Origin of the sequence: Streptomyces venezuelae ATCC 10712, assembly GCF_008639165.1 — a bacterium.
GTDB classification, from domain to species: Bacteria; Actinomycetota; Actinomycetes; order Streptomycetales; family Streptomycetaceae; genus Streptomyces; species Streptomyces venezuelae.
Map to the genome: position 1 here is coordinate 762631 of NZ_CP029197.1, position 26124 is coordinate 788754.

The following is a 26124-nucleotide window of genomic DNA, read 5'->3' on the forward strand; positions in this document are numbered from 1 at the left end:
TCTGCAGGGCTTTGCCATCGGACTCCTTCATCAGTCCCCGGACCTGCAGGTACGCAGCTTTTACGACGCCCATCGTTCACTGCCTTTCGGGCTCGGCTCCTTGGGGCGGGCTCGCCTCAGGAGTTTCACCAATTGGTTATTTTGTACGGTTTGCCCGGGTCCTGGTGGCGGAAACGTGCGGAGGCGTGGCAGACGTGGCAGACATCGGACATACGTGTCGCGACGGAAGAACAGGGAAGCGGATCCGTAGGTGCCCCTTCGGTGCCTGCCACGACGGCAGAGCGATCACACCGAACTGGCCGCTCCATGAAGTGCCCAGAACCAGCACGGTGATCGAGTCGTCCCGAGGAGGTTCACGTGTCCCAGGCCGCCGAATCCCTGTATGCCCGTGTCAGGGAGGAGGTGTCCGCTCGCGAGGAGCGGCTGTGGGACGTGAGCCTCGCGCTGCATCGTGAGCCGGAGACCGCCTACGAGGAGAACCGGGCGGCCCGTCTGCTGGCGGGCGAGCTCGAACGGGAGGGCTTCGAGGTGCAGCGCGGCGTGGCGGACCTGCCGACCGCGTTCCTCGCCCGTACGGGCTCGGGGAACGGGTCGGGGAAGGGACCCTGCGTCGCCCTGCTCATGGAGTACGACGCGCTGCCCCTTCTCGGCCATGCCTGCGGGCACAATCTGATCGCCGCGGCGGGCCTCGGCGCGGCGCTCGCCGCGCGGGCCGCGCTCGGCGAGGTCGAGGGGTCTCTGCTCGCGGTCGGAACGCCCGCCGAGGAGCGCGGCGGCGGCAAGGTCACGGAGGTGGCGGCGGGGCTGTTCGAAGGCGTGGACGCGGCGCTGATGTTCCACCCGGGGGTCCACGACTGGACCTGGGCGCCGTTGACGGCCAGCGCGCAGGTCCGGGTGGGCTTCCACGGCCGCGCCGCGCACCCCACCGGCAGCCCCACGGAGGGAATCGACGCGCTGGGGGCGCTGATCCAGCTCTTCAACACGCTCGGCGTCCTGAGCAAGCGGCTGCCCGGGGGATCACACGTCCACGGCATCGTGACGGACGGCGGGCGGGCCACCAACATCGTCCCCGAGTACGCGGAGGGCCTGTTCGGGCTGCGCGGCGCGACCACGTCCGCGCTGGAGGAGCTGGTGGAGGAGCTGCGTTCCTGCGCGCTGGGCGTCGCGTCGGCCACGCGTACCAGGGCGGAGGTGACCGACGTGGGCGGACGGTACGAGCACTTCCGTGACAACGAGGTGCTCTCGGGTCTGTTCGCCGGTCACCTGGACCGGGCGGGCATACGGTTGTCGGAGCCCGAGCCCGGCGTGTACCTGGGATCGTCCGACTTCGGGAACGTCAGCACACGGGTGCCGGGGATCCACCCGTGGGTCGCCATCATGGGGCCCGACGGATCCGACCACACGCCCGAGTTCGCGGAGGCGGCGGCCGGGCCCCGTGCGCGGCGGGTGATGGCGGCCGCGGCGGAGGCGCTCGCGTGCACTGCTGTCGACGTACTCACGCGTCCGGACGTACGGGAGCGGGCCTGGGAGCTGCTGAGGGCGAAGGCAGCCGCGGGACGGTGAGCGGGCACGTAGGGCCGCACCGGGACTCGTCCCTGGGCGGTGGCCACGTCGGGGCGGTGGCCACGTCGGGGCGGCGGCCACGTCGGCCTCCCCCCGCCCCCGACTACTCCTCGACGGCCACGCGCACGGTCTTGACCTCGGTGTCGGCCGCGTCCGGCACGACCATGCCGGCGTCGACGCCCTCGCGGAGATAGCGCAGGACTCCGGCGTCGAGCCGCTCGCCCGGCAGAGCGGCCGGGATGCCGGGCGGGTAGGGGGTCAGCATCTCGGCGCTGACGCGGCCGACCGCCTGCTTCCACGGCACCTGCTCGACCCGGCCGAAGAAGGCGTCACGCGGCAGCATGGCCTGTTCCAGGCGCAGCTCCTCCGGGCCGGGTACGTGCAGCCGTGGTGCCGGGCGCAGCTCGTGGACGTGCTCGACGACATCGCTGAGTGCGGCGATCAGCGCCTCGGCGCTGTCGGCGTCGTCGGCGTGGGTGAGCTGTGCGCTGGTGCGCCGGTGGTCGGACAGGTGCAGGTTGATCCGGTGGTGGGAGCGGATCCAGTCGGCGATCCGGTAGCCGCTGGTGCCGAGTGCGCTGATGTCGATGATGACCTGGAGGGGGTCGAGGTCGGCGGCACGCGTGGGCCCGCAGAAGTCGTCCCGCCCGTGGACGCGGAGCCCGTCGATCTCCGCGATCCGTGCCCGTACGGACTTGGCGAGGGCGAGCGCGTCGTCGTAGAGGGAGTGCCCGTGCTGGACCATCTGGCGGCGCCAGCCGTCGAGGGCCGCGTAGACGAGCACGGACGGACTCGTCGTTCCCAGCAGGTCTTCGCGGTTCTTGAGGACCTCCGGCTGGATCAGATCACCCTGGAGGTGGAAGACCGAGCTCTGCTCGAGTCCTGATCCCATCTTGTGCACGGAGGTGACGCAGACGTCAGCACCGGCGTCCATGGCCCAGGTCGGCAGGTCGGGGTGGAACGGCAGGTGGGCACCCCATGCCTCGTCGACGATGAGGGGCACGCCGTGTTCATGGCAGGCGTCGGCGATGGCGGCCAGGTCGGAGCAGGTGCCGTACGGAGTCGGCGAGGTGACCAGGGCGCCTCTCGCGTCGGGGTGCTCGGCGAAGGCGGCGCGGAAGGATTCCGCGGACGGTGGGTGGGCGAGATGGCGCTCCGGGTCCCACTGGGGATCGACCCAGATCGGCACGATGCCTGCGAGGACGAGGCCCGACACCACCGACTTGTGCGCGTCCCGCCCCACGAGCAGTTTCTCGTAGGGGCCGGCCACGGAGAGCATGGCGGCCTTGACCGAGAGCGAGCTGCCACAGGTGGAGAAGAACGTGTGCTGGGCGCCGACGGCGTCCGCCATCAGCTCTTGGGCCTCGGCGATCACGCCCTTGGAGGAGGTCCGGTCGTCCAGGCCGCTGACGGCGAGGACGTCGGACCGGAACACGCCGTCGCCGAGGGCCGCCCGGACCCGGGGGTCCGCGCCCTTTCCCTGCTTGTGGCCGGGCGGGGTGAAGGGTGTCTGGTTCTCCGTGTGGTACGCGGCCAGGGCGTCGAGCACGGGTGCCTTCGAGTGGTCCATGGAACCGCGGATTCCCCTGAAGCGGGGGACGACACCTCCGCCGGCCGCACGCGCCGGTCCGGGGCCCCACCTCCGGGAAGGAACAGCGGCTCAGCCGAGCAGCCACCGCTGCATCCACTCCGCGGCGGCGCGCCGGAAGAGCCGGCGGTTGCCGGCCCGGCGGAAGTCGTGGCCCTCGTCGCGCAGCATCAGGAGTTCCGCCACCAGCCCTCGTGCGCGTGCGGCGCCGACGATCTGCTCGGACTCGCCGGGCGGGACGTTCGTGTCGTGCTCGCCGTGCACCGCGAGCAAGGGCACGCGCAGCTCGTCGACGCGGCTCATGGGCGACAGCGCGCGCAGCAGCGCGGCGTCCCGCTCGGGATGGCCGTACTTGTGAGCGGCGGATTCGGCGAGCCAGGGCTCGGTCCCGGCGAAGAACGTGGCGAAGTCCGACATCCCGCACACCGTGATGCCCGTACGGAAGAGGTGCGGGTGCCACACGAGTGAGGCCAGGGTGAGGTAGCCGCCGTACGAGTGCCCCATCACTGCCAGCCGCTGCGGATCGGCGAGTCCGGACGCGACCGCGTGGGTCGCGCAGTCGGCGACGTCGTCGATCGCGGCGAACCGCCCTTCTCCCAGGTCGGCGTCGACGAAGGAGCGCCCCCAGCCGGAGGAGCCGCGGACGTCGGGGGCGAAGACGTCCATGCCCCGGCCGAGCAGTTCCTGGTAGAGCGGGTCGAAGACCGGACGTTCCTGTTCCTCCGGGCCGCCGTGCAGATGGACGACGCACGGGGCCGGCTCGCCGGGGGACCTGCCGGGGGCACGGTGGTACCAGCCCCCGAGGAGCAGCCCGTCGCGCGCGGTGGCCCGCAGGGGTACGGGCGGTACGGGCGGAAGTCCCCGCGGTACGGAGGCGGCGTCGCCCGCCGACCAGGGCGTCCGCGCGGGCGGCGCCGCAGCCGGTACGGACCACACGCCGGGCCGTCGCCGTGAGCCCGAGAGGGCGACCACCATGCCGTCCGGCCCCGCGGCCGCCACCCGGGTGACCACCTCGTGCGCCAACGGCACCTCGCGCGGCGCGGGCGGCGCACTCCCTTCCGGCGTCAGGGGGAGGGTCTCGAGCACGCTCGTCCCTCCGTCGTTCCAGGCCAGGGCCGCGCGCCGGTCGCCCTCCACGAACGTGAGGAGTTCGAGGTCGCACCCGTCGCGTGCGACCACCACGGCCAGGTCCTTCCGCTCGCCGGCGCCGTCGAGACGGAGCGCGAGCAGCGCCGCGAACTCCCGCTCGTGGTCGCTGCGCAGCCACACCGTGCGGGCGTCGGACGAGAAGCGGCCGATCCACGGATCCCCGTCGGCGACCGGCAGCGCGCACGTCAGCGCCTGGTCCGCCGTGCGGACGACGACGGCCTCGCGCCTCGCCCGGGGCCCGCGGCGCAGCAGGGCCAGGCGCCCGTCCTGGCTGATGTCGCAGACGCGGAGCGTCGCGGCCCCGGTCTCGTCGGCGAGGAGCCGGGGCGCCGTCGTTCCCGCGGGGTCGAGGAGGTACGCCGTGAGCCGGTCACGTACCGGCGCGGGCGCCCTGTCCGCACCGCCTGGCGGTACGCCGTCGAGGAGGGTCGCGTGCCCGTCGCGTTCCGTCCAGCCGGCGGAAGGGCCGGTGGAGGCCAGCGGGCGGGCCCTCTCACCGACCGGCTCGGCGACCGTCACCGCGACAGCGGAGCCGTCCCGCGCCCAGCACCCCAGATAGGCCGAACTTCCCGGTTCCGCGCCCGCCAGGACCCTTCGGTCCGAGCCGTCGGGGCGGACGCAGAGCACGCGCGTGTGACCGCTCCCGCCGGGCGCCACGGTGTACGCGATCCATTCGCCGCTCGGGGACCAGGAGACCTCCGTGACGTGGTCCGGACCGGTGTCGAGGAGATGGGCGTCGTCGCTTCCCACCGGCCCGGCCCAGAGCTGTGGCGCGCCGTCGCGGTCGCAGATGAACGCCACCTGCTCGCCCCGGGGGTCGGGTGAGGGATACCAGCAGCCGTGGGCCACCCTCGGCCGCGGGGTGTCGCGCGGGCCGGCCGCGTCGGCGACCGGAGCGGCCACGGGAGCCGTCGCGGCGCGGGCCGTCGTCGCGACGGGGGCCGTCGCCGCGGACCGGTCCGTCAGTGGATTCCGTGTGTCTGCAGCCATGTCTCCAACAACGCTACTTGCCACAGGGCGTTCGCCCCTCGGTTCGTGCGGTGGTCGTCGGGTGCCGCCAGCAGCGAAGCCACGTACTCGTCGCGGAAGAGACCGCGTGACCGTGCCTCCGGCGCGGCGAGGGACTCCCGTACGCGTTCGAGTACGGGACCGGCCATGTGGCGGATGGCCGGCACGGGGAAGTAGCCCTTGGGGCGGTCGACGATGCTGAGCGGGAGCACGGTGCGCCCGGCCTGCTTGAGCACGCCCTTGCCGCCCTCCGCGAGTTTGAGCTCGGGCGGGCAGGCGGCCGCCAGTTCGACCAGCTCGTGGTCGAGGAAGGGCACCCGCGCCTCCAGGCCCCAGTCCATGGTCATGTTGTCGACCCGCTTGACCGGGTCGTCCACCAGCATGACGTGGGTGTCGAGCCGGAGTGCCGCGTCCAGCGCGGTCTCGGCACCCGGCGCGGCCATGTGCCGGTGGACGAACTCGGCGGACGCGTCGTGGTCGGGCAGCATGTGCGGTTGCAGGATCTTCGCGAGGTCGGCGTGCGAGCGGTCGAAGTAGGTTTCCTCGTACCTCCGGGGCTCCTCCGCCCGGTCGACGTCCGCCAGCGCGGGGTACCAGTGGTAGCCGGCGAACACCTCGTCGGCCCCCTGGCCCGTCTGTACGACGCTGATCTCCTTGGAGACCAGTTCCGAGAGCAGGTGGAAGGCGACGACGTCGTGGCTCATCATCGGCTCGCTCATGGCGGCGATCGCACCGCCCAGGGCGGTGGAGACCCGGTCCGACGGCACCATCAGCTGGTGGTGGTCCGTGTCGAAGAGCCGCGAGACCTGGTCGGAGTAGGCGAACTCGTCACCCTCCTCGCCCGCCTCCGACTCGAATCCCACGCTGAACGTCGCCAGGTCGTGCTGCCCCGCCTCGGCCAGCAGGGCCACGATGAGGCTGGAGTCGAGGCCGCCCGACAGCAGCACGCCCACGGGCACGTCGGCCACCGTCCGTCTCCGGACGGCCGTCCGGAGCGCGGCTAGGACGGCGTCCCGCCAGTCGGCGGGCCCCATCCCGGCGAACTCGCCCCGGCGCGTGTATGAGGGCTGCCAGTAGCGGTGGTCGCGATGCGTTCCGTCCCGTTCCACGACACGGACGGTCGCCGGCGGGAGCTTGCGCACTCCGGCCAGTACGGTGCGCGGTGCGGCGACGGTGGCGTGCCAGCTCATGTACTGGTGTACCGCCACCGGGTCGAGCGAGGTGTCCACCCCGCCGCCCGCGAGCAGGGCCGGGAGCGTGGAGGCGAAGCGCAGTCGGCCGGGCAGTTCGGCCAGGTAGAGGGGCTTGATGCCCAGCCGGTCACGGGCGAGCACGAGTCGGCCCGTGTCGTGTTCCACCAGGGCCACCGCGAACATGCCGGTGAGGTGCTGGACGAAGTCGGTGCCCCACTGCCGGTAGGACTTGATCACCACCTCGGTGTCGGACGTGGTGACGAAGTGGTGGCCCAGCCGGGTCAGTTCCTCGCGCAGTTGCCGGTAGTTGTAGACGCAGCCGTTGAAGACGCAGGTCACCAGCGCCTCGCTGTCCGTCATCGGCTGGCCTCCGCGCTCCGAGAGGTCGATGATCTTCAGGCGCCGATGGCCCAGCGCGACTGCTCCCTGGGACCACATGCCCCGGCCGTCCGGGCCGCGGGCCGCCATCCGGTCGGTCATGCGCTCGACCGCCGCCAGATCGGGCCGTCCCTCGTCGAAGCGGATCTCACCGCTCAAGCCACACACCCGGCACCTCCCTGCCGGGCGGACATCGCTGCGTGCCCCCGGAACACCCGGGGCGGCACGGGTCGTGCGCGTGTCCGCATGAATCCTGTTCTCCTCGACACGTTGTCCGACATCAGCATGGTGTCGCTCTCCTCGAAGCGCCGTCCGGGGGCAGGGCCGCTGCACGACAGGCCGACGGTCCACGTGCCCTGTGGGTGGTGGTGTACGTAAGCGGTACGCGTGGGTATGCCCGCGTGGGTCTGCTCGTGTGGGCCTGTCCGCGTGGTTCCGTCCGCGTGGGCCTGTCCGCGTGGGTCCGTCCGCGTGGGTCTGCCCGCGTGATCGTCGGTGCCGGCCGGTCACCTCCGGTACGCCTTCGCCGGCATGCCCTCCGCGCGGGAGCGGGTCGGCCTGCGGCGCGGGCCGAGCGGCGTGCGAGCGCCGTCCTCACCCCGGGTCTCGGCCAGGAGCATGTCCACGGCGGAGAGCAGGTCGTCCTCGGACGCCGCTCGGCGGAGGCGGTGGGCGGCGCTTCCCCGGGCCAGGGCCTCGTCGGCCAAGTCGTGCACCAGGTCCCAGTCGCCCTGCGCCTCCAGTGTCGGGCGGAGGCGTCGGAGCACGCCGCGTACGACGTCGGGAGCGGGTGCGGGCTCGTGGGTCGCGGGGTCGATCAGGTCGCCTTCCAGGCCGGATCGCGCGGCCCGCCAGGTCGCCGTCCGGAGCCATTCGTGCCGGCCATCGCAGCCGGCGTCGCGGTCCGCCTCGGCCTGAGCGGAGGCGTCGACGACGAGCGCCCGGAACAGTGCCGCGATGAGAACCACGGTCTCGACGCGCGGGCAGGCGTCGCAGATGCGCAGTTCGAGCGTCTGCAGATGGGCGGACGGCCGGATGTCGTAGTAGATCATCCCGGGGTCGCTGATGACGCCGCTGACGATCAGCTCCTCGACCGCGGCGTCGTACTCCTCGGCGCTCCCGAAGCATCCTGCCGGTCCGGAGGTGGGCCAGCGCTGCCAGATCATGGTCCGCCAGCTCGCGTAGCCCGTGTCCGCTCCGAGCCAGTAGGGGGAGCTGGCGGACAGCGCCAGAAGGGGCGGAAGCCACGGGTTGATCGCGCAGAGCGCCCGTACGGCGGTGTCCCGATCGGGGATGTCCACGTGGACCTGGGCGCCGCAGATCAGCTGCTCGTCCGCGACGCGCCGGTACTCCTCCCGCATGGCGTGGTACCGGGGATCATCGGTCGCCGGTACGACTCCGAGTCGCGCGATGGGGGCCGCCCCCGCCGCCATGACCGCAAGGCCCTGCGCGGAGGCGGCCTCGTTCAGTCGCCTGCGGGACGCGGTGAGATCGGCGTGGAGCTCGTCGAGACGCGCGTGCACTCCGCTGTTCGACTCGACGACCGACTGGGGGAACTCCTGCGTGTAGGCGCTGCCGCGCCGGGAGAGCCGGCCCAGTACGGCGTCGGCCCGGGGCACCAGCGCGCCACTCTCCACGTCGATCACATGGAACTCTTCTTCGACACCTATGCGGACGACCACGGGGTCTCCTGTACGAGTTCGACGATCTTCGGGTGTGCTGATCGATCCGATCGGCGTCCCTTCGCCCTCCATGGGCATGATGTGCGACTGCCCCGTCGAGACGAATCCAAGCATCGCCCGCTCATCTGTCATTGCCCACGCTCGTTCGAGCACTCATGCGGGTATGCTGCCCCTCCTCAGACTGCTGGTGGCACGGGTTGCGGAATTCGGGCGGCGACGGTCGGACCCGAGAGGTCCGCCCGTCCGAGTCGCAGCGCGCGGTCCCGGGCGAGGCCGGCTCGGACGGCGTCGCCCACGGAGTCCGCCAGACGTGCGCTCATCAGCCAGTTGTACGGGCTGTCCGGACGCAGCGCGGTCCGCTCGCTGATCAGCAGCCGCGCCATGTCGTGGCGTCCGGATCGCAAGGCCGCCTCGACGAGGGTCCGCTGGACGGCGTCGCGCTGGGCGTGGCTCCCGCCGAACTCGTGGAGTCGCCGCCGCAGCGGCCACAGCAGCTCGACGACGGTGTCGTGGTCCGCCGCGGACTGCGCGACGAGCGCCTCGCACACGGGCAGACCGACGGTCGCGGTCATCGCGTGGTTGGTGACGGTGCGGGAGCCCGGCTCCACCAGCCAGCGCCGACGATCGGCGATCAGCCGTCGCGCCTCCTCCGTCCGGCCCGCGCCGACGTAGGACATGACGGCGTGCACGTCGTTGAAGGCGTAGAACGGAGGATCGGACCGGGCGGCCCAGGCGTCGGCGAGCGTCTCCCACCGTCGGGTCTGATCGGATCCCGCGAGGTGGAACCGCCACAGCAAGGACGCCGCGTCGAGGAGTTCCATCGCCAGTCCTCTGGACTCCGGGTTGTGCAGTGCCGCGTCGTAGATGCCGAGCGCCGTGTCGGGGCGGCCCGCCTCCAGGGCGTACAGCGCGTAGTGCCACCAGGTGTGGACCTTCATGAAGTTGCGGTCGGCCCAATCCTCGACGCGCGCGTCGAGGAAGGCGATGCCGTCGGCGAAGCGGCCCTGCATCTCATAGGTGTGCACGACCGCGTGGATGGCCCACACGTCATGGCCGTTCCGTTCGATCGCGGCCGATCCCGTCTCCCGGGCCTGGGCGTAGTGTCCGCACTCCTCCAGGCCGAAGGCGTACATGCCAAGGAGCGGGCCCCGATGGGGGTCGTCCTCGTCCCAGGCGGACAGTGCGCCTCCGATCCTGTCCCGGAGGCGCAGCGCGTCACCCGTGAGGAAGTCGAGCTGGTGCCCGACGAAGAGGGCGAGCGCGTCCCGCGGGTAGGCCGTGGTGAGCTCCTCCAGAAGCGCGCTCCCCCGCCGCCAATCGCCCGCGAGGAGACGTTCGGCCGCGGCCGTGTGCAGTCGCTCCCGCCGGGGCAGGCCGCTCAGGTCCAGCCCGGAGACCGAACCCTCGAAACGCCGCCGCGCCGCGACGGCGTCGGCCGACTCCGTGCCCAGCACCCCCAGATAGGCCGCGAACGCGTGCGCGACCGGGGAGGCGGGGGCGGCCTCCAGCAGGTCGTCGACCGCTCCGGCGACTTCGGGACGGAAGAAGAGCAGGTGCTCCACCGCCCGGTCCAGATGCCCGACTGCCTCGGATGAGCCGTTGTACAGGGCGTGGCCGTACCGGTCGGTCGCCAACACTGATCACCTCGTCACGTGAGCCGTACTCGGATAGGCGTCGCGACGCCGGACGCCACGTTCCATGGAGCCATTGAAAGGGCCGCGGAGCCCAGTCCCTGAACAGGTGATGGGCCGCCCGCCCGGCAACCCGCGTTCAGCCGCAGCAGCACTTGCACGGGTCGCAGCAGCCCCCGCAGCCGCAGCCGTCACCCGACCCGCCGCGGAAGCATCCCGGTTCGAGCCTCCGCCACGGTTTCCGTCGCCGAACTGCCAGGGTCCCCCCGTCTCGTGCGTGCCGGTGCCGATGCCCGAGGACTCCTCCGTCGCGGTACCGCGACCGGGCCAGGGCAGGATGCGCAGGCCTCACTGCCGGCGGCGGTACGGATCGCCTCCATGACGGTGGTGGCGATGCGGGGGCTGCCGACGGCGCTCCAACTCGTCGCCGAGGAGCGCCCGCACCAGCCGCCCGTCGACGAAATCGGCGACCGAGGCGTCGGACCGCCTGCTGGGACAGACCAAGAGCCGCACTGGCGAGAATTCCCGTAGCCGTCCAGAACGTCGGCGCCGCCCTCCTGCGTCACGACGGTTTCCTCTACGCCCAGGATCGCGCGGCCCGCGACCTGACGGCGGCCGGCAGCGAGGTCGTCAAGGTGAGCGAGGCGCAGCGCAAGGGGTTGGCGGCCTTCGCCCGCGGCGACGCGGTTCTCAGGGACGCGCACTTCGGCGGCGCCCAGGCGCATCCCGGCCGGCAGGCGCACGGCGTTAGACCGGCCTGCCATCGGTTTCCCCTCGGGTTTGGGCATCCACATCTGCGATGAGCTCCCCCGCGGTGACGCCCGGCTGGACTCGAACATCGAAGCTGTATCCCTGATCGCAGAACACCAGCTCGACGGAATCCGGCATCAGCTGGCGAAGCAAGCAGGCGACGTGCGCCGAGTCTGCCAGGGCCCCGTCCACATACAGGCCCGTCCCATCCGCCGGCAGAAGCACCTCGCCCGGGCCCTCATCCGTGCAGAAGCTCCAGCTGAAGGCACATACCTCACTGCGTTGCGTCGGATCGGCTTCGACCTCGGCCCAGAGTTCCGTGATCCCGGAAGACACGGCGGCTGAGCTGACCCGCCAGGTGGTGGTCGAACCGTCGAAGAACGCCATGAACTCAGCCATGCCGCGTGTCTACCACGCCCGCTCACCACACCCCACAACCGCCCCGGGAGGGCACTTCCTTCCTCAGACGAACGGTCACGGACCGGTCTCGCTATCAATATCTTGCCCACTCCACAGCAACGCCCGGTGGCGACACACAGGTGACGCCTCCCGTCCTGTGCGCTGCCTGGGGCGTCTCCCATTCCAGGGCGGGGAACTCGCAACCCCAGCGCTTGAGGTACCCGTCTGCCCGTGCTCGGATAGAAGTTCCTCAATCATGGCCATGAAAGCCCCGACAAATGCCTCTGTTGGTAGACGACCGCCCAGAACATTTTCGCGTCCGACCACCAGGCTTGGCTCGTCGAAGAACGTCCCGAAGGTCGCACTGCACCCACGGAGTAGATCCCGGACACCGGTCATGAACGCCGCCAGGACCTCGGTCCTACATAGGAGGCGCGCACCTTCTGTTCCGCAGCGTTCACTGACCATGGCCAGGTGGCCCACCCAGACCCGCCGAGTTTCCACTGCATGCTCTGGCCGTGCGCCAAAGAAACGTCGAATGGACTGTGAACCACGCCTTCCCCCTGCGCCAGGCGGTGCTGGCCCTAGAAATCGCCGAGCCAGCCAGGACCCGGTTACGAGCATGGCGATGCCACAGACGGTTCTGAGCGACAGGCTCTAGGCTCCTGGCCCGAGCCATGCGCGCCACGCGCCCGGCGCCGACGGCGTGACCGAGGCGCATCGTGAGGCGTGGCCAGGCGGCCTCGCTGCTGCACTCCGATGGCGACGCGATGGACATCGGAGTGCACGACGGACGGATCGTCGAAGTACGCGGCCGGCACGGTGACCGGTTCAACCCGGGCCAGCTGGAGCCCCAGGACCTCTACACCTGGCAGTCCAACGCTGCCCGCGGCACCTGTCCCACCTGCTCGTCCGCGAGGACGGACGCCCGGTCGAGACCGACTGGCCCACAGCCATGAACCGCATCGTCGCCAGGCCGCGGGAACTCCTCGGTCCGTACGGGCGAAGGCGCTCGCGTTTTACACCTCCAGCCAGTTCTTCCTTGAGGAGTACTACACGCTGACCGTCCTCGCGCGCGCCGGGATCGGCACCCCTTACCTGGACGGCAACACTCCCCTGTGCACGGCGACGGCGGCGGAGGCGCTGAAGAGTCCTTCGGCTGCGACGGCCGGCCCGGCTCGTACGAGGACATCGACCACGCGGACGCCATCGCCCTGTTCGGGCACAACATCGCCGAGACGCAGCTCGTCCAGTGGATGCGGGTCACTCACGGCCCCTGCCCGCAGCACGGCATGCCAACCGGTTGCGGGGGCCCGCGCCCCCTCAGGGGCGGGTTGTCGTGCGCGTGGGGGGGCCAGCGGCAGTCTTCAGCTGGACCTCGACCGGCATTTGTCCGTATATGATGCGATGCGCCGGGTAGGCGCCGTGAATGAACCAGAACCGAGGACTTGCGGTCGTGACCGGCGCCTCCAGCGGCATCGGGTTCGAACTCGCCCGACAGCTCGCCGATCGCGGCTACGACTTGATCGTGAACTCCGCCGACGAAGAGCGACTGCAAGCCGCGGCGGCGAACATCAGGGACCAAACCGGGGCGGCCGTACAGCCGGTACAAGCAGACCTGCGCCACTACGAGGACGCCGAACGTCTCGTCGCCGCGGTGACCGCCACCGGCCGCCCCGTGGCCGTCGCGGCGCTCAACGCCGGCGTCGGCGAAGGGGGCGCGTTCCTCGACACCGATTTGGAGGACGAGCTCGAGATCGTGGATCTGAACGTGCGTTCCACGGTGCACTTGGCCAAGCGGCTGCTGCGGCCGATGGCCGCGGCGGGCGAGGGCCGGATGCTGATCACCTCGTCCATCGCCTCCACCATGCCAGGCTCCTTCCAGGCCGTCTACAACGCCTCCAAGTCCTTCCTCCAGTCGTTCTCGCAGGCGCTGCAGAACGAGTTGAAGGACACCCCGGTGACCGTGACCGCTCTGATGCCCGGCCCCACCGACACCGATTTCTTCCGCCGCGCCGAGATGGGCGACACCAAGGTCGGCCAGGGCGACAAGGACGACCCCGCCCAGGTCGCCGAACAGGGCTTGGACGCGCTCTTCGCGGGCAAGGACAAAGTCATCGCCGGATCTTTGAAGACCAAGGCGCAGGGCCTGGCGAACAAGGTTCTGCCCGACAGTCTCAAGGCCGAAGGGCACCGCCGGATGGCGGAACCCGGATCCGCCGACCAGTAGATGCCCTACCGCAGCCCCGCCCAGTCCGCTGCCTACCCACCCTCTTCTGATCCCACCCACTCTGAGCGCTCTTACCGGAAGGGAACCTGCAATGCCCTCGTACGACCAGTCCCGCCTCACCGACCCCGTGACCCTGTATCCGCAGCCCCCGTTTCCCGAGCAGGGCCAGGACCACCCGGGGACGACTGAGTCCATGGATCCCCGGCCCGATCACGGTGAAGACTCCTACGAAGGCCACGGCCTGCTGCGGGGACGAAGGGCGCTGGTGACGGGCGGGGACTCCGGAATCGGCCGGGCCGTCTGCCTGGCCTTCGCCCGGGAGGGCGCCGACGTCGCCTTCACCCACCTGCCGGAAGAAGCCGGCGAAGCTGAGGAGACTGCCCGTTTGGTCCGCGACGCCGGCCGCACCGCAGTGGCCGTCACCTGCGACATCCGCAACGAAGACGAATGCACGGCCCTCATCGACAAGACCGTCGTCGAGCTGGGTGGCATCGACCTGCTCGTCAACAACGCCGCCTACCAGATGTCCCAGCCCGACGGCATCCAAGCGATCACCACCGAACAGTTCGACCGGGTCATGAAGACCAACCTTTACGGCATGTTCTGGCTCACCAAGGCGGCCCTCGCCCACATGCCCCGCGGTGCTTCGGTAATCAACACCGCCTCCGTGCAGGGCTACCAGCCCAGCCCGCACCTCCTCGACTACGCCATGACCAAGTCCGCGATCATCTCCTTCACCCAGAGCCTCGCCCAAATGCTCGCCGAAAAGGGGATTCGTGCCAACGCCGTGGCGCCGGGGCCGGTCTGGACTCCACTGATCCCCGCCACGATGCCCGACCCGACGAACTTCGGTAAGCAGTCGCCGCTGGGCCGCCCCGCACAGCCGGCTGAAATGGCGCCCGCCTACGTGTTCCTGGCCTCGAACCGCTCGTCATACATCACAGGGGAGATCATCAACGCCACAGGCGGCACACCCCTGCCGTAGACCCCGAACGAGTGGCTCGCGTTCGCCGGGCGAACGACACGCTGGAGTATTGAAGCGCGATCACGTCAAGACCACGCACCCCTGTCGCTCCAGTTCGGTCAGCACCGGCAGGGAGGGATCGATCTCGTTCCACCTCAGATCCAGCTTCTCCAGTGATGGCATCTGAACGAGCCAGCCGGGCAGGTGGCTGAGGCGGTTGCTCCGCAGGTCGATCTGCCGCAGGAGCGGAAGGCCGGCCACAGGCTCGGGAAACTCAGCGACGGCGTTCTCCCGCAGGTCGAGGTGACGCAGTTCCTGGAGTGCGGCGACCGATGGCGGCAGGTGCTCGATGGTGTTTCCGCGTAGCCAGAGTTCGCGCAGGTTGCGGAGCCGGCCGACCGGACGGCGGCGCGCACGAGCGCCAGTTGGTCACGGGTGGACGCCCGCCTGAGCAGCCAGATACTCGACGCCGCGGTGGCCGGACTCCTTGGACACGTGAACGTGGACCGCGTGCCGGCCGGACAGCAGTGCAGGGTCGGAGTGGTCGCCGCGGAAGGCGACCTGTACCGCGTCGTGGCGGGAGCCGTGCAGGCCGTGCTCGGGTCTGTCCGGCCAGCGACCTGACCATACGAGGAAGACCGCGTTGCCGTTGTCGCCCAGTGCCGCGATGATCTGGTCCTCGGCCGTCCCCTGGGCGAGCCGTGCCGACATTTCGAGCGGCAGGTGCGCCTCCAGTTCACGGTCATCCATGACCGACACGTCCGGTTCGCAGCCGCCGGCGCCGCAAGAGGGTCGGGTGCCAGGGTAAGCGGGGTGCACAAAGCGGGAGTTCGGCAGCGTCGCAGTCATTCGGCGGACCTCGTCGACGCTCTCCAGGCGCGTCAGCAGTTCCGCCTCGTCGCCGCAGTCTTCCATCAGCGCGCACAGTCGCATGGCCTGGCGGTACGCGTCGGCGGCGTCAGCGGTGACGTGGACACAGCGTGTGTAGCCGGCCAGGCAGTCTTCGCACATGGCCGCATGGTGCCACCCGCTGGTCCGGCCTGTCACCCGGAATGATCGGCGGACCCCGATGGCGCGGGGCTGCCGTCGGCATGGCTCCCACGATGCCTTGACGAGCAGGGCGCACAAGCGGTGCAGGCCGTCCTGACCCTGCATTTGTCCAGCTCAGACCGGTGATGGAAAGAGCTCGCTGTCCTTCACTCCGCGTTCGGTCAGGACCTGGAAGAGGAGTTCGGCACCGTGACGGTCGAGTTCCACGTAGCCGGGTTCGTCGATGAGCAGGATCTCGGGCTTCCGGGCCGCGATGGGTAGCGGACCATCCCGTAGGAGACGTCGGCGCCGTGCTCTTCGACCGGCCGGTGGAAGATCCGGGTGACCTTGTGCCGCTGCTTGCGCGGCGCATCCAGGTCCGCCCCCGGGATCTCGTCGATCACCGACTTGTAGCGGTCCAGTCCGGTCGCTCGCGGCGGCAGAGTCTTACGAGGCTCCTGCCAGGACGAGTCCAACGCCTTCCGCACCGTCCGCCACGTCACGCCGTGCCCGCTCTCAAGCTCCCGCGTCGACATGCCGCCACGGTGGTCACGCCGGATCGCCGCGTACAGCTCGACCTTCGACATCCGCGGCATGACCAGCACCTCTCACCAGGAACGTGTCGACCCTCATAGCCTGCTGCACGTGGCCCCGCTCCGCGTTTAGACGTCGTTTCTTATGGCGTGATCGTTCGTTGATCCGTGCATGACGGACCTAGTTGAGCGGTTGGTGCCGGAGGAGTTGTGGGTGTTGTTCCGCCGGGTGGTGCCGCCGACGGTAGTGATACGTCCGCAGGGCGGTGGCCGGCGGCGCGCGGGTGACCGTGAGGCACTGGCGGCGATCATCTTCGTGGCGACGTCGGGCTGTACGTGGCGTCAGTTGCCGCCGGTGTTCGGTCCGGCCTGGCCCACGGTCTACCGTCGGTTCGCCCAGTGGAGCCGTGACCGGGTCTGGGCGAAGCTCTACCGCGTGATTCTCGACGAGCTCGGAGCGCGCGGCGAGCTGGACTGGTCGCGGTGCGCGATCGACTCGGTCAGCCTGCGGGCCGCAAAAGGGGGCCACTGACGGGACCAAATCCGACCGACCGCGGCAAACTGGGATCGAAGATCCACCTGATCTGCGATCGGAATGGTCTACCGCTCTCCCTGGGCATCTCCGGCGCGAACATGCACGACAGCCAGGGCCTGGAGCCCCTCGTCCGGGGCATCCCGCCCATCCGGTCCCGCCGCGGGCCCCGGCGCCGACGGCCGGCGAAACTGCACGCCGACAAGGGCTACGACTACAACCACTTGCGCCGATGGCTCCGTCGACGTGGCATCCGCCACCGCATCGCCCGCAAGGGGGTCGAGTCCTCACAGCGGCTGGGGCGGCACCGGTGGGTGGTCGAGCGAACCGTGTCCTGGCTGGCCGGCTGCCGACGGCTCCACCGCCGCTACGAACGCAAGGCCGAGCACTTCCTCGCCTTCGTCGGCATAGCCGCGACCCTCATCGGCTACCGCCGACTAGCCAGGACAAGCACCTGGCACCCCGACTTGTCACACCCCTCCGCCATGCTCTCCGACATGAACGAGAACGCCTTCTGGCAGCTCATCGAAGCGTGCACCCCCTCTGTCCCCGACCCCGAGGGCGATGAGCTCGCCGCTGCACTGACAGCCCGCCTGACGAACGGCCCGGTGGCGAACGTAGTCGGCTTCGCCGAGCAGCTCTCCTGGGCCCTGTACAGGCTGGACCGCAAGGAATACGGCGATGGTCTGTCGAGCGATCAGTTCCTCTACACCCGGGCTGCAGTCGTCGCAGCCGGCCGTGAGGAGTTCGAGCGCGTACTTCGATCCCCAGAGCGGTTCATGCCGTACGCCAACGACCTCGTCTGGGCTGAGGCCCTGCTCTACGTACCTGACAACGCATACAAGCACCTCACCGGTGAGGAATGGGACCGCAGCACCCGCTACAGCTACGAGTCGTACTCCAACACGGCCGGGTGGACCGCCGCATAGGCGCCCGCAGTCGCTCCTACCCTCACCATCTGAAACGACCTCTTAAAGAGCGTTTTGTCCCGGCGAGGGTGCTACATCGCAGTTCAGGTGACGGACTGCTTCGTGTCGGCTGGGGTAATAGAGGCCTCTTGTGGCAGGTGAGGCAGATGACGGCCTTCGAGAGCCCGTTTCGGTCCCTTCGATCCTGTCTGATCCCAACGCGCCCCCGGTGGGACCGGTTTGCGCCCTGTGGTGGAGTGGCGGCCATCGGTACTACAGAAACATGCCTCGTAAGCAGCGGCCCTATCCGAGTGACCTGTCCGATGCCCGTTGGAAACTGCTGGAACCAACTCTGACGGCCTGGCGGGCCGAGCGAAGAGGAAAGGGCCTGGACATCGGTCGGCCACCCGAGCACGATCTGCGCCTGATCATGGACGCCATCCTCTACGTCGACCGGACCGGGATCCCGTGGCGGTACCTGCCACACGACTTCCCTCCATGGGAAACCGCCTACGGATACTTCGCCGCATGGCAGAAGGACGAGGTCTTCGACCAGCTCAACGGTCTCCTGCGACGCCTGGTCCGAAAAGCCGAAGGCCGCCACGTCGAGCCCAGCGCCTGTGTCCTCGACGCCCAGAGCATCAAGACCTCGGCCAACGTGCCCGCGGCCGGCCAGGGCATCGACGCGGGCAAGAAGATCGCCGGTCGCAAACGTCACATCGGCGTCGACACACTCGGCCTTCTCCTGGCCGTACTGGTCACTGCCGCCAGCGTCTCCGACAACACCGGCGGCATCCACCTGCTCTCGGACATCGCCGCCGACCACCCCCGCATCACCAAAGCCTGGGCCGACACCGGCTACCGCACCAAGGTCATCGACCACGGCGCCCACCTGGGCATCGACGTCGAAGTCACCCGACGCGACCCCGCCCAGAAGGGCTTCAAGGTGATTCCGCGGCGCTGGGTCGTCGAGCGGACCTTCGGCTGGCTCATGCACCACCGCCGGCTCGCCCGCGACTATGAAACCCACCCGCATCGCTCCGAAGCCATGATCAAGGTGGCCATGGTCGACCTCATGAGCCGCAGGCTCACACGAGAGTCGACTCCGAACTGGAAGGACTCATAGCCTCCGGGCCACGCTGGCGCGCGCGTTCTCGCCCCTCATCGCCTGCGGCCAGCGGTCATCGATGACATTCGCCGCTTCCCGGCAGGCGCCGCAGGCGTCTTCCCGTTCCGGGAGCCACCAGTGGTCGGACGGTGACATGCCGGATTCCTGGATGCCGCACAGTGTCCTGTCGAAGATGCCGAAGGCATGGGAGACGCCGGCGGTGAGGCCATCCGCGACGGCTCTCTCCCAGCGCATCCCCATGGGCAGGTACGGCGGTCGCAAGATCTCGAACCACTCGCCGCCCACATGGGTGGCGGCGTGACACCACAAGCAGGACCAGATCTCTTCTTCCCAGACCGTCGGCGCCAGCGGCCACCGCCACATCGACCGCCCGCACACATCACACTCCACAGGCGGATCCTCACATGCCAGCCCGGGCCACCCCAAGCGGCTGGCATCGCGCTAGTTACCAAACACCCTTGCCAGGCCAAAACGCTCTTTTAGCAGGCCGGCCCTGCCCGAGGGGGCGGCTCATGGCTCGCCGGGACACGGGTGTCAGGAGAAGCTAGGTAGATGGGCTCGACGCCGATCACCGTTCACCGGCCCTCGCCGTCCGGGGGCCGGAGGGTGACCGCGCACCGGCACGGCCATGACGAAATCCTCGGCGTCGCCTACTCGGACCGCGACCTGGCGGTGTTCCTCGACCGCGCGGGCGTCCCGGACCCTGAGACTGCCATCGACGACCCTGCGTGGGTCGAGTGGCGCGGAGGCCTCGCCCACCAGTGGGACGCGGCCTGACGCGACAGGGCCGGCCAAGGCAGTTTCGGACCCTCCCGGCGCCCACCCGGTCCCGCATTCCCTGAGTCCCGGCTTCGACGACCGTGCTTGGCCGATCATGTGGCTTGCCTGACCCGTGTCACCGACCCGCGGGGGCCATAGGGTGACGTGTATGGGTATGCGGATGGTGATCGAGGAGCTCGCGGACGAGGCTGAACGTCAGGTCCGTGATCAAGTATGGATTTTGGGCGCCGCCGATCTCGCCGCCGCCACCAAGGCCGCTGACAACTTGCACGACGCCATCAGCTCACGCCTCGTCCAGGACGAGCTGCCCTTGGTCCAACGGCTGGCACATCTACGCGAAGCACTCGCCGTCCTGGCAGTGGCCCTGGCGCATGTTCACGGACGCATGGCCTGGTTCTTGGGCGCAGCCACAACCGCCCTCACCCCCATCCTGAACTGGCGCGCTCTACCTCCGGACGACGGCCCGACCTTCGGTGCCGTGCAGCCCACCCTTCAGCAGTACGAGGACGCCGAGGACGCGGTCCGACGGCTCCAGAAAGCCCTCGCCGCCATCACAACTGCCTGAAATCGCCGCTCCCGCACGATCGACGGACGGGCGCGCAGAGGCGGAGGATGTCGGGCTGTCCCAGTCGTGCCGTCCCCGCACCTCTCCCACAGCTGTCACCTGCGGGTGTGGCATTTCGGCTCGATGGAGAGGATGGTGGGGGTACCGGACCGATCCGGGTCCCGCCGGCGTTCCACCTTCCCGCCGGCGGTGATGTCGCCTCGACACCAGGTCCGACGCCTGGGATCCCGTGGAGGTCAGCGGGAGCACCATGCCGGAGGGCTCTCCGCACGGATCGAGGCACTTTTCTTGGTACCCAACCGACCTCAGGACGACGGCCCCCGCGCCCGCCTGCACCTCATCGACGGCGCACCCGCCTGGCGTCCCCACGTGGGCGACGCCCTTGTCCGCTACGCCCCTGTCGGCTGCCCGGCCACGGCCGCCCTGGTCCTCACCGGCGCGTTCGACGCCGACACCACCCCGAGCCTGCGCGAAGCGCTCGACGCGGTACGCAACCCGCAGATCGAGCTGGTTCTCCTGGACCTCGCGGCCGTCCGTTTCGGCGACGCCGCGTTCGTCCGCGAACTCACGGACACCCAGTGCCGGCCCGAGCGGCACGTCCTCATCGGCCCGCTCCCCGGGCCGATCGCCCGCCTGCTCGACATCACGGGCACCCGGCAAGCCTTCGACGTCGCCCTCGACGACGCCGCCTGAACCCCCATCAGGCCACGAAGCCGACTTCCCACCCCGGCTTCGTCCATGAGTACGGGCACTGGCTCAACTTGTGTGGTTCGGACACCCTGAGCGACAGCTGGGCTGGCCCGGGCTGTGCGCCAGACCGCTGTAAATGAGCTGCTGGGCCGGCAGGAGAAGCATGGTCGTGAGGGCGATCCGCCATCCCGCGAAACGCTGGCCGGCGAATGCGCTCTATGATCGCGGCGGCCATCGACATGGGGGTAGGGGTTATGAACGGCGGGCGTTCGACGCGCTGGTCGCTCGATGAGAAGAACTATTCGCAGGGATGGTGGGTTCCACTGGGCGTCGTCGTCGTGGCGGCCGCGACCTGGGGCTCCCTGGGGTTCGTCGAAGGCGGCTGCCAGCCCGGGCCTAGGGGCGGCTGCGTCGCCGCCGACGGTTACGAGTTGCGCAGCTGGGTGGTGTATCTCGCTTCGATGCCCACGCTGTTCGTGGTCGTCACCGGATTGACCGCCGACCGATGGCCGCCCGTCCTGGGCATCGCTGCCGGCGGTGCGGCCTGCGGGCTCTACACGCTCACGCAGGGCCACACGATCCCGCACCTCATCATGGCGGCCGCCCTCTTCGCCTTGTCCATCACGGCACCGACGCTGGCCTGGCGGCGCCGCCGGGCAGCGCGAGCGGAGTGAGAGCGAGCACTTCCAGCTGACACGGACCTCCCTGGTGCCCCCCGGTCACGGGCCACAAAAGTTGGGTCAAGGCCGGAGTACGGACAGCGAGTGTTCACCACTTCGGGAGGCACCCGGGATTCGAACAGCCCGTGATCTGTGACCGGTCAGTACGGAGCGTCAGTTCCACCAGTCGTTGCCGGTGTGCCAGCGCTGCACCCACTCCTCAAAGCCCCATGCCTTGTCGCCGGGCGCCGGGACGGCGCCGACGTCGGCGATCATCCACACCTCGCCGCGACGGGGGCCGGCGGTCAGCAGGAGCCAGAACGCCTGCCCGTCCTCGGACCCGAGAACGATGGACCCCTTGTTGAATGCGGCGTCGATCCGCGGGTCCCCGGGGTCGACACTCTCGTCGTCCTCCCAGGGCCAAGCCGCTGCCAGGGGGAACGGTTCTCCTGGCTGCCGCGGGCCAAGGTCGGGCCATGCGTTGGGCAGCCAGCCGAGCGGCTGGAGACCGCCGTCGCCAGCGGGCCCCAGGCTCGACCCGTTACTGATCTCCGCGATGAACGTCCTGTACGGCTCCGGGAGGACCACCCCGTTCTCCTGCTCCCAGTCCGCGACGGCTTCATGTCCGAGCGCCTGCTCGCGCCATTCCGGCGGAAACGCGGAGCGCAGGAAGTCGAGTGTGGCTTCGGCGGGACGCTGATCACGTGTGTCTGTCACGGCAGCATGCTGGCAGAAGGGGCTGACACCCCATCGCGACTGCTGCCGAGGCCATGAACATCGAACAGAGCTGGAAGCAGGCGCCTCCCGAAGTGATGAACATCTGCTGTTCGTTCTCATCGACAAATCCACCCGCAGGCACGACGACAGCCAAGCGTCCCTCGCATTGAATCGACGCAGAAGAAAAACCCAGGTCAGCACACCCGCCCGCACGCCTTCGGCCGAGTCTCCGGGATCTCCGGCGCGTCCAGCCGGCCTCCGGCGTACCTTTTCACCTCGCCGCAGCGTGAGCCGGTCACCCAGTCCTCGTACGCCTGGCGGAACTCCTCGTCCGCGCGGGCCACGAAGTTCCACCAAGCGGATCCACCAGGCGTCAGCTCCAGTTCGGGCCCGCTGAAAAGCAACCGCCCCAGGAGGGCGCCGACGCGTGCCCCCGCGCCCCACTCCTCAATGTGCGCAGCTGCTCGGGTAATCGTCCGACTTAAGCCGCCTCCGCGGACGGCAGACCGTCCCACGGGCAGCCCCTCTCCCCGCCCCTCGCGGGCCTTCGGCACCGTCACAGCAGCAGGCCATGGAGGCTGGGCGCACACGGCACCCCCGAACTATGGTGTCCCACCACATACGCCGCTGACCTGCCGCTTCCTACGGTGTGGCGACACCGAATCGTCCCCGTACCTGCCTGGAAGTGGTGCACATGGCCGCCGCAACTCCCTCCCCGACGCCACCCGGTTCGCTCAAGCGGATCGTCGCCGCCAGTCTCATCGGGACCACCATCGAGTGGTACGACTTCTTCCTGTACGGGTCCGCCGCCGCGCTCGTGTTCAACAAGCTGTTCTTCCCCGAGTCCGATCCGCTCGTCGGGACCCTGTTGTCCTTCCTGACGTACGCGGTCGGGTTCGCCGCCCGGCCGCTCGGGGCGCTGGTGTTCGGGCACTACGGGGACCGGCTCGGGCGGAAGAAGCTGCTGGTGCTGAGCCTGCTGCTGATGGGTGGGGCCACCTTCGCCATCGGGCTGCTGCCTACGCACGCGACCGTCGGATCCGCGGCTCCGGTGCTGCTGACCGTGCTGCGGCTCGTGCAGGGCTTCGCGCTCGGCGGTGAGTGGGGCGGGGCCGTCCTGCTGGTGTCGGAGCACGGGGACGCCAAGCGGCGCGGGTTCTGGGCCTCGTGGCCGCAGACCGGCGCGCCCGCCGGCCAACTGCTCGCGACCGGTGTCCTGTCGGCGCTGACCGCGCTGCTGTCGGACGCATCCTTCGCCTCCTGGGGCTGGCGCGTTCCCTTCCTGCTCTCCGGTGTGCTCGTGATCGTCGGCCTGTGGATCCGGCTCTCCGTCGACGAGTCGCCCGTCTTCAAGGCGGCCCTCGCGGCCGCCGAGGAGCGCAAGGCGGCCGGCGCGCAGGTCGAGAAGATGCCGCTGGTCGCGGTGTTGCGGCACCACTGGCGGGACGTGCTCGTCGCGATGGGCGCGCGGATGGCGGAGAACATCTCGTACTACGTGATCACCGCGTTCATCCTCGTCTACGCGACGACCGAGGTCGGACTCTCCAAGCAGACCGCGCTCAACGCCGTCCTCATCGGTTCCGCCGTCCACTTCGCCGTGATCCCGCTCTGGGGCGCGCTGTCGGACCGCCTCGGCCGCCGTCCGGTCTACCTGATCGGCGCGGTCGGTGTCGGCGCCTGGATGTTCCCCTTCTTCCTGCTCATCGACCGGGGCACCTTCGGTTCCCTGCTGCTCGCCGTGACCGTCGGCCTGGTGCTGCACGGGGCGATGTACGCGCCGCAGGCCGCGTTCTTCTCCGAGATGTTCGCGACCCGGATGCGCTACTCCGGTGCCTCCATCGGCGCCCAGTTCTCCTCCGTGGCCGCCGGTGCGCCCGCGCCGCTCATCGCGACCGCGCTGCTCGCCGACTACGGCGACTCGACGCCGATCGCCCTGTACGTGATCGCCGCCGCACTGCTGACCGTCGTCGCCATCGCCTGCGCCCGCGAGACCCGCGACAGTGACCTCGGGGACGTCGAGGAGCGGACGTCGCCGGACGCCAAGGTCGGCGCCGGCGCCTGAGACCGAGGACGTCACCGCGAAAGCCCGGTGCCCCGCTCGTGAGCGAGCGGGGCACCGGGCTTTCGGCGTGTCACGGGCGCGTCAGCCGCGGGTGACCGCGTCCGACAGGGCGTGCAGGCGCAGTGCCAGCTGGATCTCCAGGGCGCGGGCCGGGGACTGCCAGTCGGGGCCGAGGAGCCGGCCGACCCGCTCCAGGCGCTGGGCCACCGTGTTGACGTGGACGTGGAGTTCGTCCTTGGTACGGGCCGGGCTCATGCCGCTCGCGAAGTAGGCGTCCAGGGTGCGGACCAGGTCCGTGCCCCTGCGCCGGTCGTACGCGACGACCTGGCCCACGGTCCGGTCGACGAAGCCGTCGATGTCGCGGCCGTCGGCGAGCAGCAGGCCGAGGAAGCCGAGGTCCTCGGCGGCGGCGCCCTGGCCCGAGCGGTGCAGCAGCCGGAGGGCGTCGAGGCAGCGGCGTGCCTCCTGGTACGCCACGGCCACCTGGTCCGGGTGGTCCAGGGGGGCGCGTACGGGAGCGGAGGCGCCGACGGTGACCGGCTCGCGGAGGGTGCCGCCGAGGCCGCGGGCGGTCTGCCGGGCGAGGTCGGCGGCGCTCTCCCCGGGGCCGAGCGGAAGCAGCAGGACCGTTCCGCCGTCGCGTGCGGAGGCGAGTCCGTGGCGGGTGGCGGCCAGATGGGAGGCCGCCGACCAGAGGCGCTGGCGGTCGGCGCTCTCGCGCCCGCCGGCGTCGGGGTCGGCCGCGCCGCCGGCCCGGTCGATCCGCGCGGCGAGCACCACGTGCGGGGCTTCGCTGTCGGTACGGAGCCGGGCGGCGCGCTCGCGGAGCAGCCGCCGGTCCCGGTCGGGGGCGTCGAGGAGGTCGTCGAGGAGCTCGCCCCGTACCCGCTGCTCGGCCTCGCCCGCGGATCGGCGGGCGAGCAGGAGGAGGGAGGTGACCAGGGCGGCCCGCTCCAGGGTCCGCTGGTCGACCGGGTCGAGGTCGGGCTGGCCGTGGAGCACGAGGGCGCCGAGGGCCTCGCCGCCCGCGGAGACCGCGGCGACCCAGTCGTCGCCCTCGCGGACCGCGTGGCCGCCGGTGCCGCGGGAGGTCCCGGCGCCCTCCTCGGTGAACTCGACGGTGCCGCCGAGGACTTCGGAGACGGCGCGGGCCACGTCGTGGACGCCGCCGCCGTGCAGGACGAGCTCGGAGAGCCGGTCGTGGACCTCCGAGGCGCGTTCGATGACGCCGCTGTGCTCACGGATGATGTCGTTGGCGCGCTCCAGTTCGGCGAGGGCGGAGCGGGTCTCGGCGAGGAGGTTGGCGGTGTCGATGGCGACGGCGGCGTGCGCGGCGAAGGAGCCGAGCAGTGCGACCTGTTCGCGCTCGAAGACCCTGGCCCTGCGGTCGGCGGCGAACAGCACTCCGATGACCTGGCTGCCGAGGGTGAGCGGCACGCCGAGGATGGCGACGAGGCCCTCGTCGCGTACGGCCGTGTCGATGGTGCGGGTGTGCTGGAAGCGGGCGTCGTCGAAGTAGTCGTCGGTGACGTACGGGCGGGCCGTCTGGGCCACGAGGCCGCCGAGGCCCTCCCCCATGCCGAGCCTGAGCTGCTGGAAGCGGGCGGAGACCGAGCCCTCGGTGACCCGCATGTACGTGTCTCCCGCGGCCGGGTCGTTGAGGCTGAGGTACGCGCACTCGGTGCCGAGCAGCGATCGGGCGCGCTGGACGATGGCGCGCAGCACCGCGTCGAGGTCCCGGAGTCCCGCGAGGTCGTGCGCGGTGGCGAAGAGCGCGGACAGTTCCGCCTCGCGGCGCCGCCGTCCCTCCAGCTCGGCCCGGACCCTGAGGGCCAGCTGCTTGGCCTCTTCGAGCTCGGCCAGCGCCTCGGGGCCCGCGCCGCTCGCACGGGCGAGCAACACGGGCCGGTCGTAGGCCTCCGTCGCGGCTCCCCGGGCGAGGAGTTCGAGGTAGGAGACGTGTTCGTGGGACATGGACACAGGGA

The 26124-nt window shown here is 70.3% G+C and carries 19 protein-coding genes and 5 pseudogenes; 12 read left to right on the forward strand and 12 right to left on the reverse strand.

Features of this window, described 5'->3' with window-relative positions; all coding sequences use genetic code 11:
- Positions 1-357 precede the first annotated feature (357 nt).
- Complete coding sequence (locus DEJ43_RS03145) at positions 358-1563, forward strand: amidohydrolase (RefSeq protein WP_015031857.1); 1206 nt, start codon at positions 358-360, stop codon at positions 1561-1563.
- 103 nt (positions 1564-1666) lie between these two features.
- Here DEJ43_RS03145 and DEJ43_RS03150 read toward each other — a convergent pair whose 3' ends face one another.
- From DEJ43_RS03150 to DEJ43_RS03175, 6 genes are all read right to left on the reverse strand, one after another.
- The gene (locus tag DEJ43_RS03150) at positions 1667-3133 is read right to left on the reverse strand and encodes an aminotransferase class I/II-fold pyridoxal phosphate-dependent enzyme (RefSeq protein ID WP_015031858.1); all 1467 of its coding nucleotides are present in this window, start codon (positions 3131-3133) and stop codon (positions 1667-1669) included.
- A gap of 90 nt (positions 3134-3223) precedes the next feature.
- Positions 3224-5290 carry a S9 family peptidase gene (locus DEJ43_RS03155; protein ID WP_015031859.1) on the reverse strand — a complete coding sequence of 689 codons (2067 nt, stop codon included), beginning with the start codon at positions 5288-5290 and terminating at the stop codon, positions 3224-3226.
- Positions 5263-7047, reverse strand: a complete 1785-nt coding sequence (locus tag DEJ43_RS03160; protein ID WP_015031860.1) for an N-acetylglutaminylglutamine amidotransferase — start codon at positions 7045-7047, stop codon at positions 5263-5265. Before DEJ43_RS03160 ends, DEJ43_RS03155 begins: the two co-directional genes overlap by 28 nt.
- A 338-nt stretch (positions 7048-7385) precedes the next feature.
- On the reverse strand, positions 7386-8561 hold the full coding sequence (locus DEJ43_RS03165; RefSeq protein ID WP_015031861.1) for a carboxylate-amine ligase: 1176 nt from the start codon (positions 8559-8561) through the stop codon (positions 7386-7388).
- A 176-nt stretch (positions 8562-8737) separates the two neighbouring features.
- Positions 8738-10195: a tetratricopeptide repeat protein gene (locus tag DEJ43_RS03170; RefSeq protein WP_041662022.1), complete on the reverse strand. Its 1458-nt coding sequence runs from the start codon at positions 10193-10195 to the stop codon at positions 8738-8740.
- A gap of 744 nt (positions 10196-10939) precedes the next feature.
- Entirely contained in the window at positions 10940-11341 is a 402-nt protein-coding gene (locus DEJ43_RS03175; protein ID WP_051025827.1) for a hypothetical protein, read from the reverse strand.
- A 719-nt stretch (positions 11342-12060) separates the two neighbouring features.
- Here DEJ43_RS03175 and DEJ43_RS37970 point away from each other — a divergent pair.
- The 3 genes and pseudogenes from DEJ43_RS37970 to DEJ43_RS03190 all read left to right on the forward strand — a co-directional run.
- Positions 12061-12669, forward strand: a pseudogene (locus tag DEJ43_RS37970) (molybdopterin-dependent oxidoreductase); the annotation flags it as partial.
- Between the two features lie 101 nt (positions 12670-12770).
- A complete protein-coding gene (locus tag DEJ43_RS03185) occupies positions 12771-13571 on the forward strand; it encodes an SDR family NAD(P)-dependent oxidoreductase (RefSeq protein WP_015031864.1) in 801 nt (266 codons plus the stop codon).
- 91 nt (positions 13572-13662) lie between these two features.
- Positions 13663-14556, forward strand: coding sequence for an SDR family oxidoreductase (locus DEJ43_RS03190; protein ID WP_015031865.1), 894 nt, complete (start codon positions 13663-13665; stop codon positions 14554-14556).
- Positions 14557-14616: 60 nt separating this feature from the next.
- On the opposite strand, the pseudogene DEJ43_RS03195 reads toward DEJ43_RS03190, so the two are convergent.
- The 3 genes and pseudogenes from DEJ43_RS03195 to DEJ43_RS37975 form a co-directional block, all read right to left on the reverse strand.
- A pseudogene (locus tag DEJ43_RS03195) lies at positions 14617-14928 on the reverse strand (leucine-rich repeat domain-containing protein); the annotation flags it as partial.
- A 36-nt stretch (positions 14929-14964) separates the two neighbouring features.
- The gene (locus tag DEJ43_RS03200) at positions 14965-15546 is read right to left on the reverse strand and encodes a hypothetical protein (RefSeq protein ID WP_145953689.1); all 582 of its coding nucleotides are present in this window, start codon (positions 15544-15546) and stop codon (positions 14965-14967) included.
- A 177-nt stretch (positions 15547-15723) separates the two neighbouring features.
- A pseudogene (locus tag DEJ43_RS37975) lies at positions 15724-15822 on the reverse strand (IS21-like element helper ATPase IstB); the annotation flags it as partial.
- Positions 15823-16269: 447 nt separating this feature from the next.
- Between DEJ43_RS37975 and DEJ43_RS03210 the strand changes: the two are divergent.
- The 3 genes and pseudogenes from DEJ43_RS03210 to DEJ43_RS03220 all read left to right on the forward strand — a co-directional run.
- Positions 16270-17069: pseudogene (locus DEJ43_RS03210) on the forward strand (IS5 family transposase); the annotation flags it as partial.
- Between the two features lie 69 nt (positions 17070-17138).
- Positions 17139-17558: pseudogene (locus DEJ43_RS03215) on the forward strand (DUF4240 domain-containing protein); the annotation flags it as partial.
- A 262-nt stretch (positions 17559-17820) separates the two neighbouring features.
- On the forward strand, positions 17821-18663 hold the full coding sequence (locus DEJ43_RS03220) for an IS5 family transposase (RefSeq protein ID WP_015031871.1): 843 nt from the start codon (positions 17821-17823) through the stop codon (positions 18661-18663).
- Here the strand turns inward: DEJ43_RS03220 and DEJ43_RS03225 are convergent.
- Complete coding sequence (locus tag DEJ43_RS03225) at positions 18658-19056, reverse strand: hypothetical protein (RefSeq protein ID WP_015031872.1); 399 nt, start codon at positions 19054-19056, stop codon at positions 18658-18660. The two genes, DEJ43_RS03220 and DEJ43_RS03225, sit on opposite strands and share 6 nt — an antisense overlap.
- 162 nt (positions 19057-19218) lie before the next feature.
- Between DEJ43_RS03225 and DEJ43_RS03230 the strand changes: the two genes are divergently transcribed.
- The 4 genes from DEJ43_RS03230 to DEJ43_RS03245 all read left to right on the forward strand — a co-directional run bounded on the left by DEJ43_RS03230 (position 19219) and on the right by DEJ43_RS03245 (position 21375).
- The gene (locus tag DEJ43_RS03230) at positions 19219-19443 is read left to right on the forward strand and encodes a hypothetical protein (RefSeq protein ID WP_015031873.1); all 225 of its coding nucleotides are present in this window, start codon (positions 19219-19221) and stop codon (positions 19441-19443) included.
- 163 nt (positions 19444-19606) lie between these two features.
- A complete protein-coding gene (locus DEJ43_RS03235) occupies positions 19607-20011 on the forward strand; it encodes a hypothetical protein (protein ID WP_233447919.1) in 405 nt (134 codons plus the stop codon).
- A gap of 288 nt (positions 20012-20299) precedes the next feature.
- Positions 20300-20704, forward strand: coding sequence for an STAS domain-containing protein (locus DEJ43_RS03240; RefSeq protein WP_041662026.1), 405 nt, complete (start codon positions 20300-20302; stop codon positions 20702-20704).
- Positions 20705-20919: 215 nt separating this feature from the next.
- The gene (locus tag DEJ43_RS03245; RefSeq protein ID WP_071891119.1) at positions 20920-21375 is read left to right on the forward strand and encodes a hypothetical protein; all 456 of its coding nucleotides are present in this window, start codon (positions 20920-20922) and stop codon (positions 21373-21375) included.
- Positions 21376-21534: 159 nt separating this feature from the next.
- Here DEJ43_RS03245 and DEJ43_RS03250 read toward each other — a convergent pair whose 3' ends face one another.
- Positions 21535-22077: an SMI1/KNR4 family protein gene (locus DEJ43_RS03250; RefSeq protein ID WP_041662028.1), complete on the reverse strand. Its 543-nt coding sequence runs from the start codon at positions 22075-22077 to the stop codon at positions 21535-21537.
- A 694-nt stretch (positions 22078-22771) separates the two neighbouring features.
- On the opposite strand from DEJ43_RS03250, the gene DEJ43_RS03260 reads away from it, so the two are divergent.
- Positions 22772-24139 (forward strand): MFS transporter, encoded by a 1368-nt coding sequence (locus tag DEJ43_RS03260; RefSeq protein WP_015031879.1) that lies wholly within the window; start codon positions 22772-22774, stop codon positions 24137-24139.
- Between the two features lie 81 nt (positions 24140-24220).
- Here DEJ43_RS03260 and DEJ43_RS03265 read toward each other — a convergent pair whose 3' ends face one another.
- Positions 24221-26113 carry a helix-turn-helix domain-containing protein gene (locus DEJ43_RS03265; protein WP_041662033.1) on the reverse strand — a complete coding sequence of 631 codons (1893 nt, stop codon included), beginning with the start codon at positions 26111-26113 and terminating at the stop codon, positions 24221-24223.
- Positions 26114-26124: the final 11 nt, after the last annotated feature.

Coding starts and splice junctions, on each gene's coding strand:
- DEJ43_RS03260 (WP_015031879.1), top strand. CDS start 22,772: ATGGCCGCCGCAACTCCCTCCCCGACGCCACCCGGTTCGCTCAAGCGG.
- DEJ43_RS03190 (WP_015031865.1), top strand. CDS start 13,663: ATGCCCTCGTACGACCAGTCCCGCCTCACCGACCCCGTGACCCTGTAT.
- DEJ43_RS03230 (WP_015031873.1), top strand. CDS start 19,219: ATGGGCTCGACGCCGATCACCGTTCACCGGCCCTCGCCGTCCGGGGGC.
- DEJ43_RS03185 (WP_015031864.1), top strand. CDS start 12,771: ATGAACCAGAACCGAGGACTTGCGGTCGTGACCGGCGCCTCCAGCGGC.
- DEJ43_RS03150 (WP_015031858.1), bottom strand. CDS start 3,133: ATGGACCACTCGAAGGCACCCGTGCTCGACGCCCTGGCCGCGTACCAC.
- DEJ43_RS03175 (WP_051025827.1), bottom strand. CDS start 11,341: ATGGCTGAGTTCATGGCGTTCTTCGACGGTTCGACCACCACCTGGCGG.
- DEJ43_RS03200 (WP_145953689.1), bottom strand. CDS start 15,546: ATGTGCGAAGACTGCCTGGCCGGCTACACACGCTGTGTCCACGTCACC.
- DEJ43_RS03265 (WP_041662033.1), bottom strand. CDS start 26,113: ATGTCCCACGAACACGTCTCCTACCTCGAACTCCTCGCCCGGGGAGCC.
- DEJ43_RS03155 (WP_015031859.1), bottom strand. CDS start 5,290: ATGGCTGCAGACACACGGAATCCACTGACGGACCGGTCCGCGGCGACG.
- DEJ43_RS03220 (WP_015031871.1), top strand. CDS start 17,821: ATGCCTCGTAAGCAGCGGCCCTATCCGAGTGACCTGTCCGATGCCCGT.
- DEJ43_RS03245 (WP_071891119.1), top strand. CDS start 20,920: ATGATCGCGGCGGCCATCGACATGGGGGTAGGGGTTATGAACGGCGGG.
- DEJ43_RS03235 (WP_233447919.1), top strand. CDS start 19,607: ATGGTGATCGAGGAGCTCGCGGACGAGGCTGAACGTCAGGTCCGTGAT.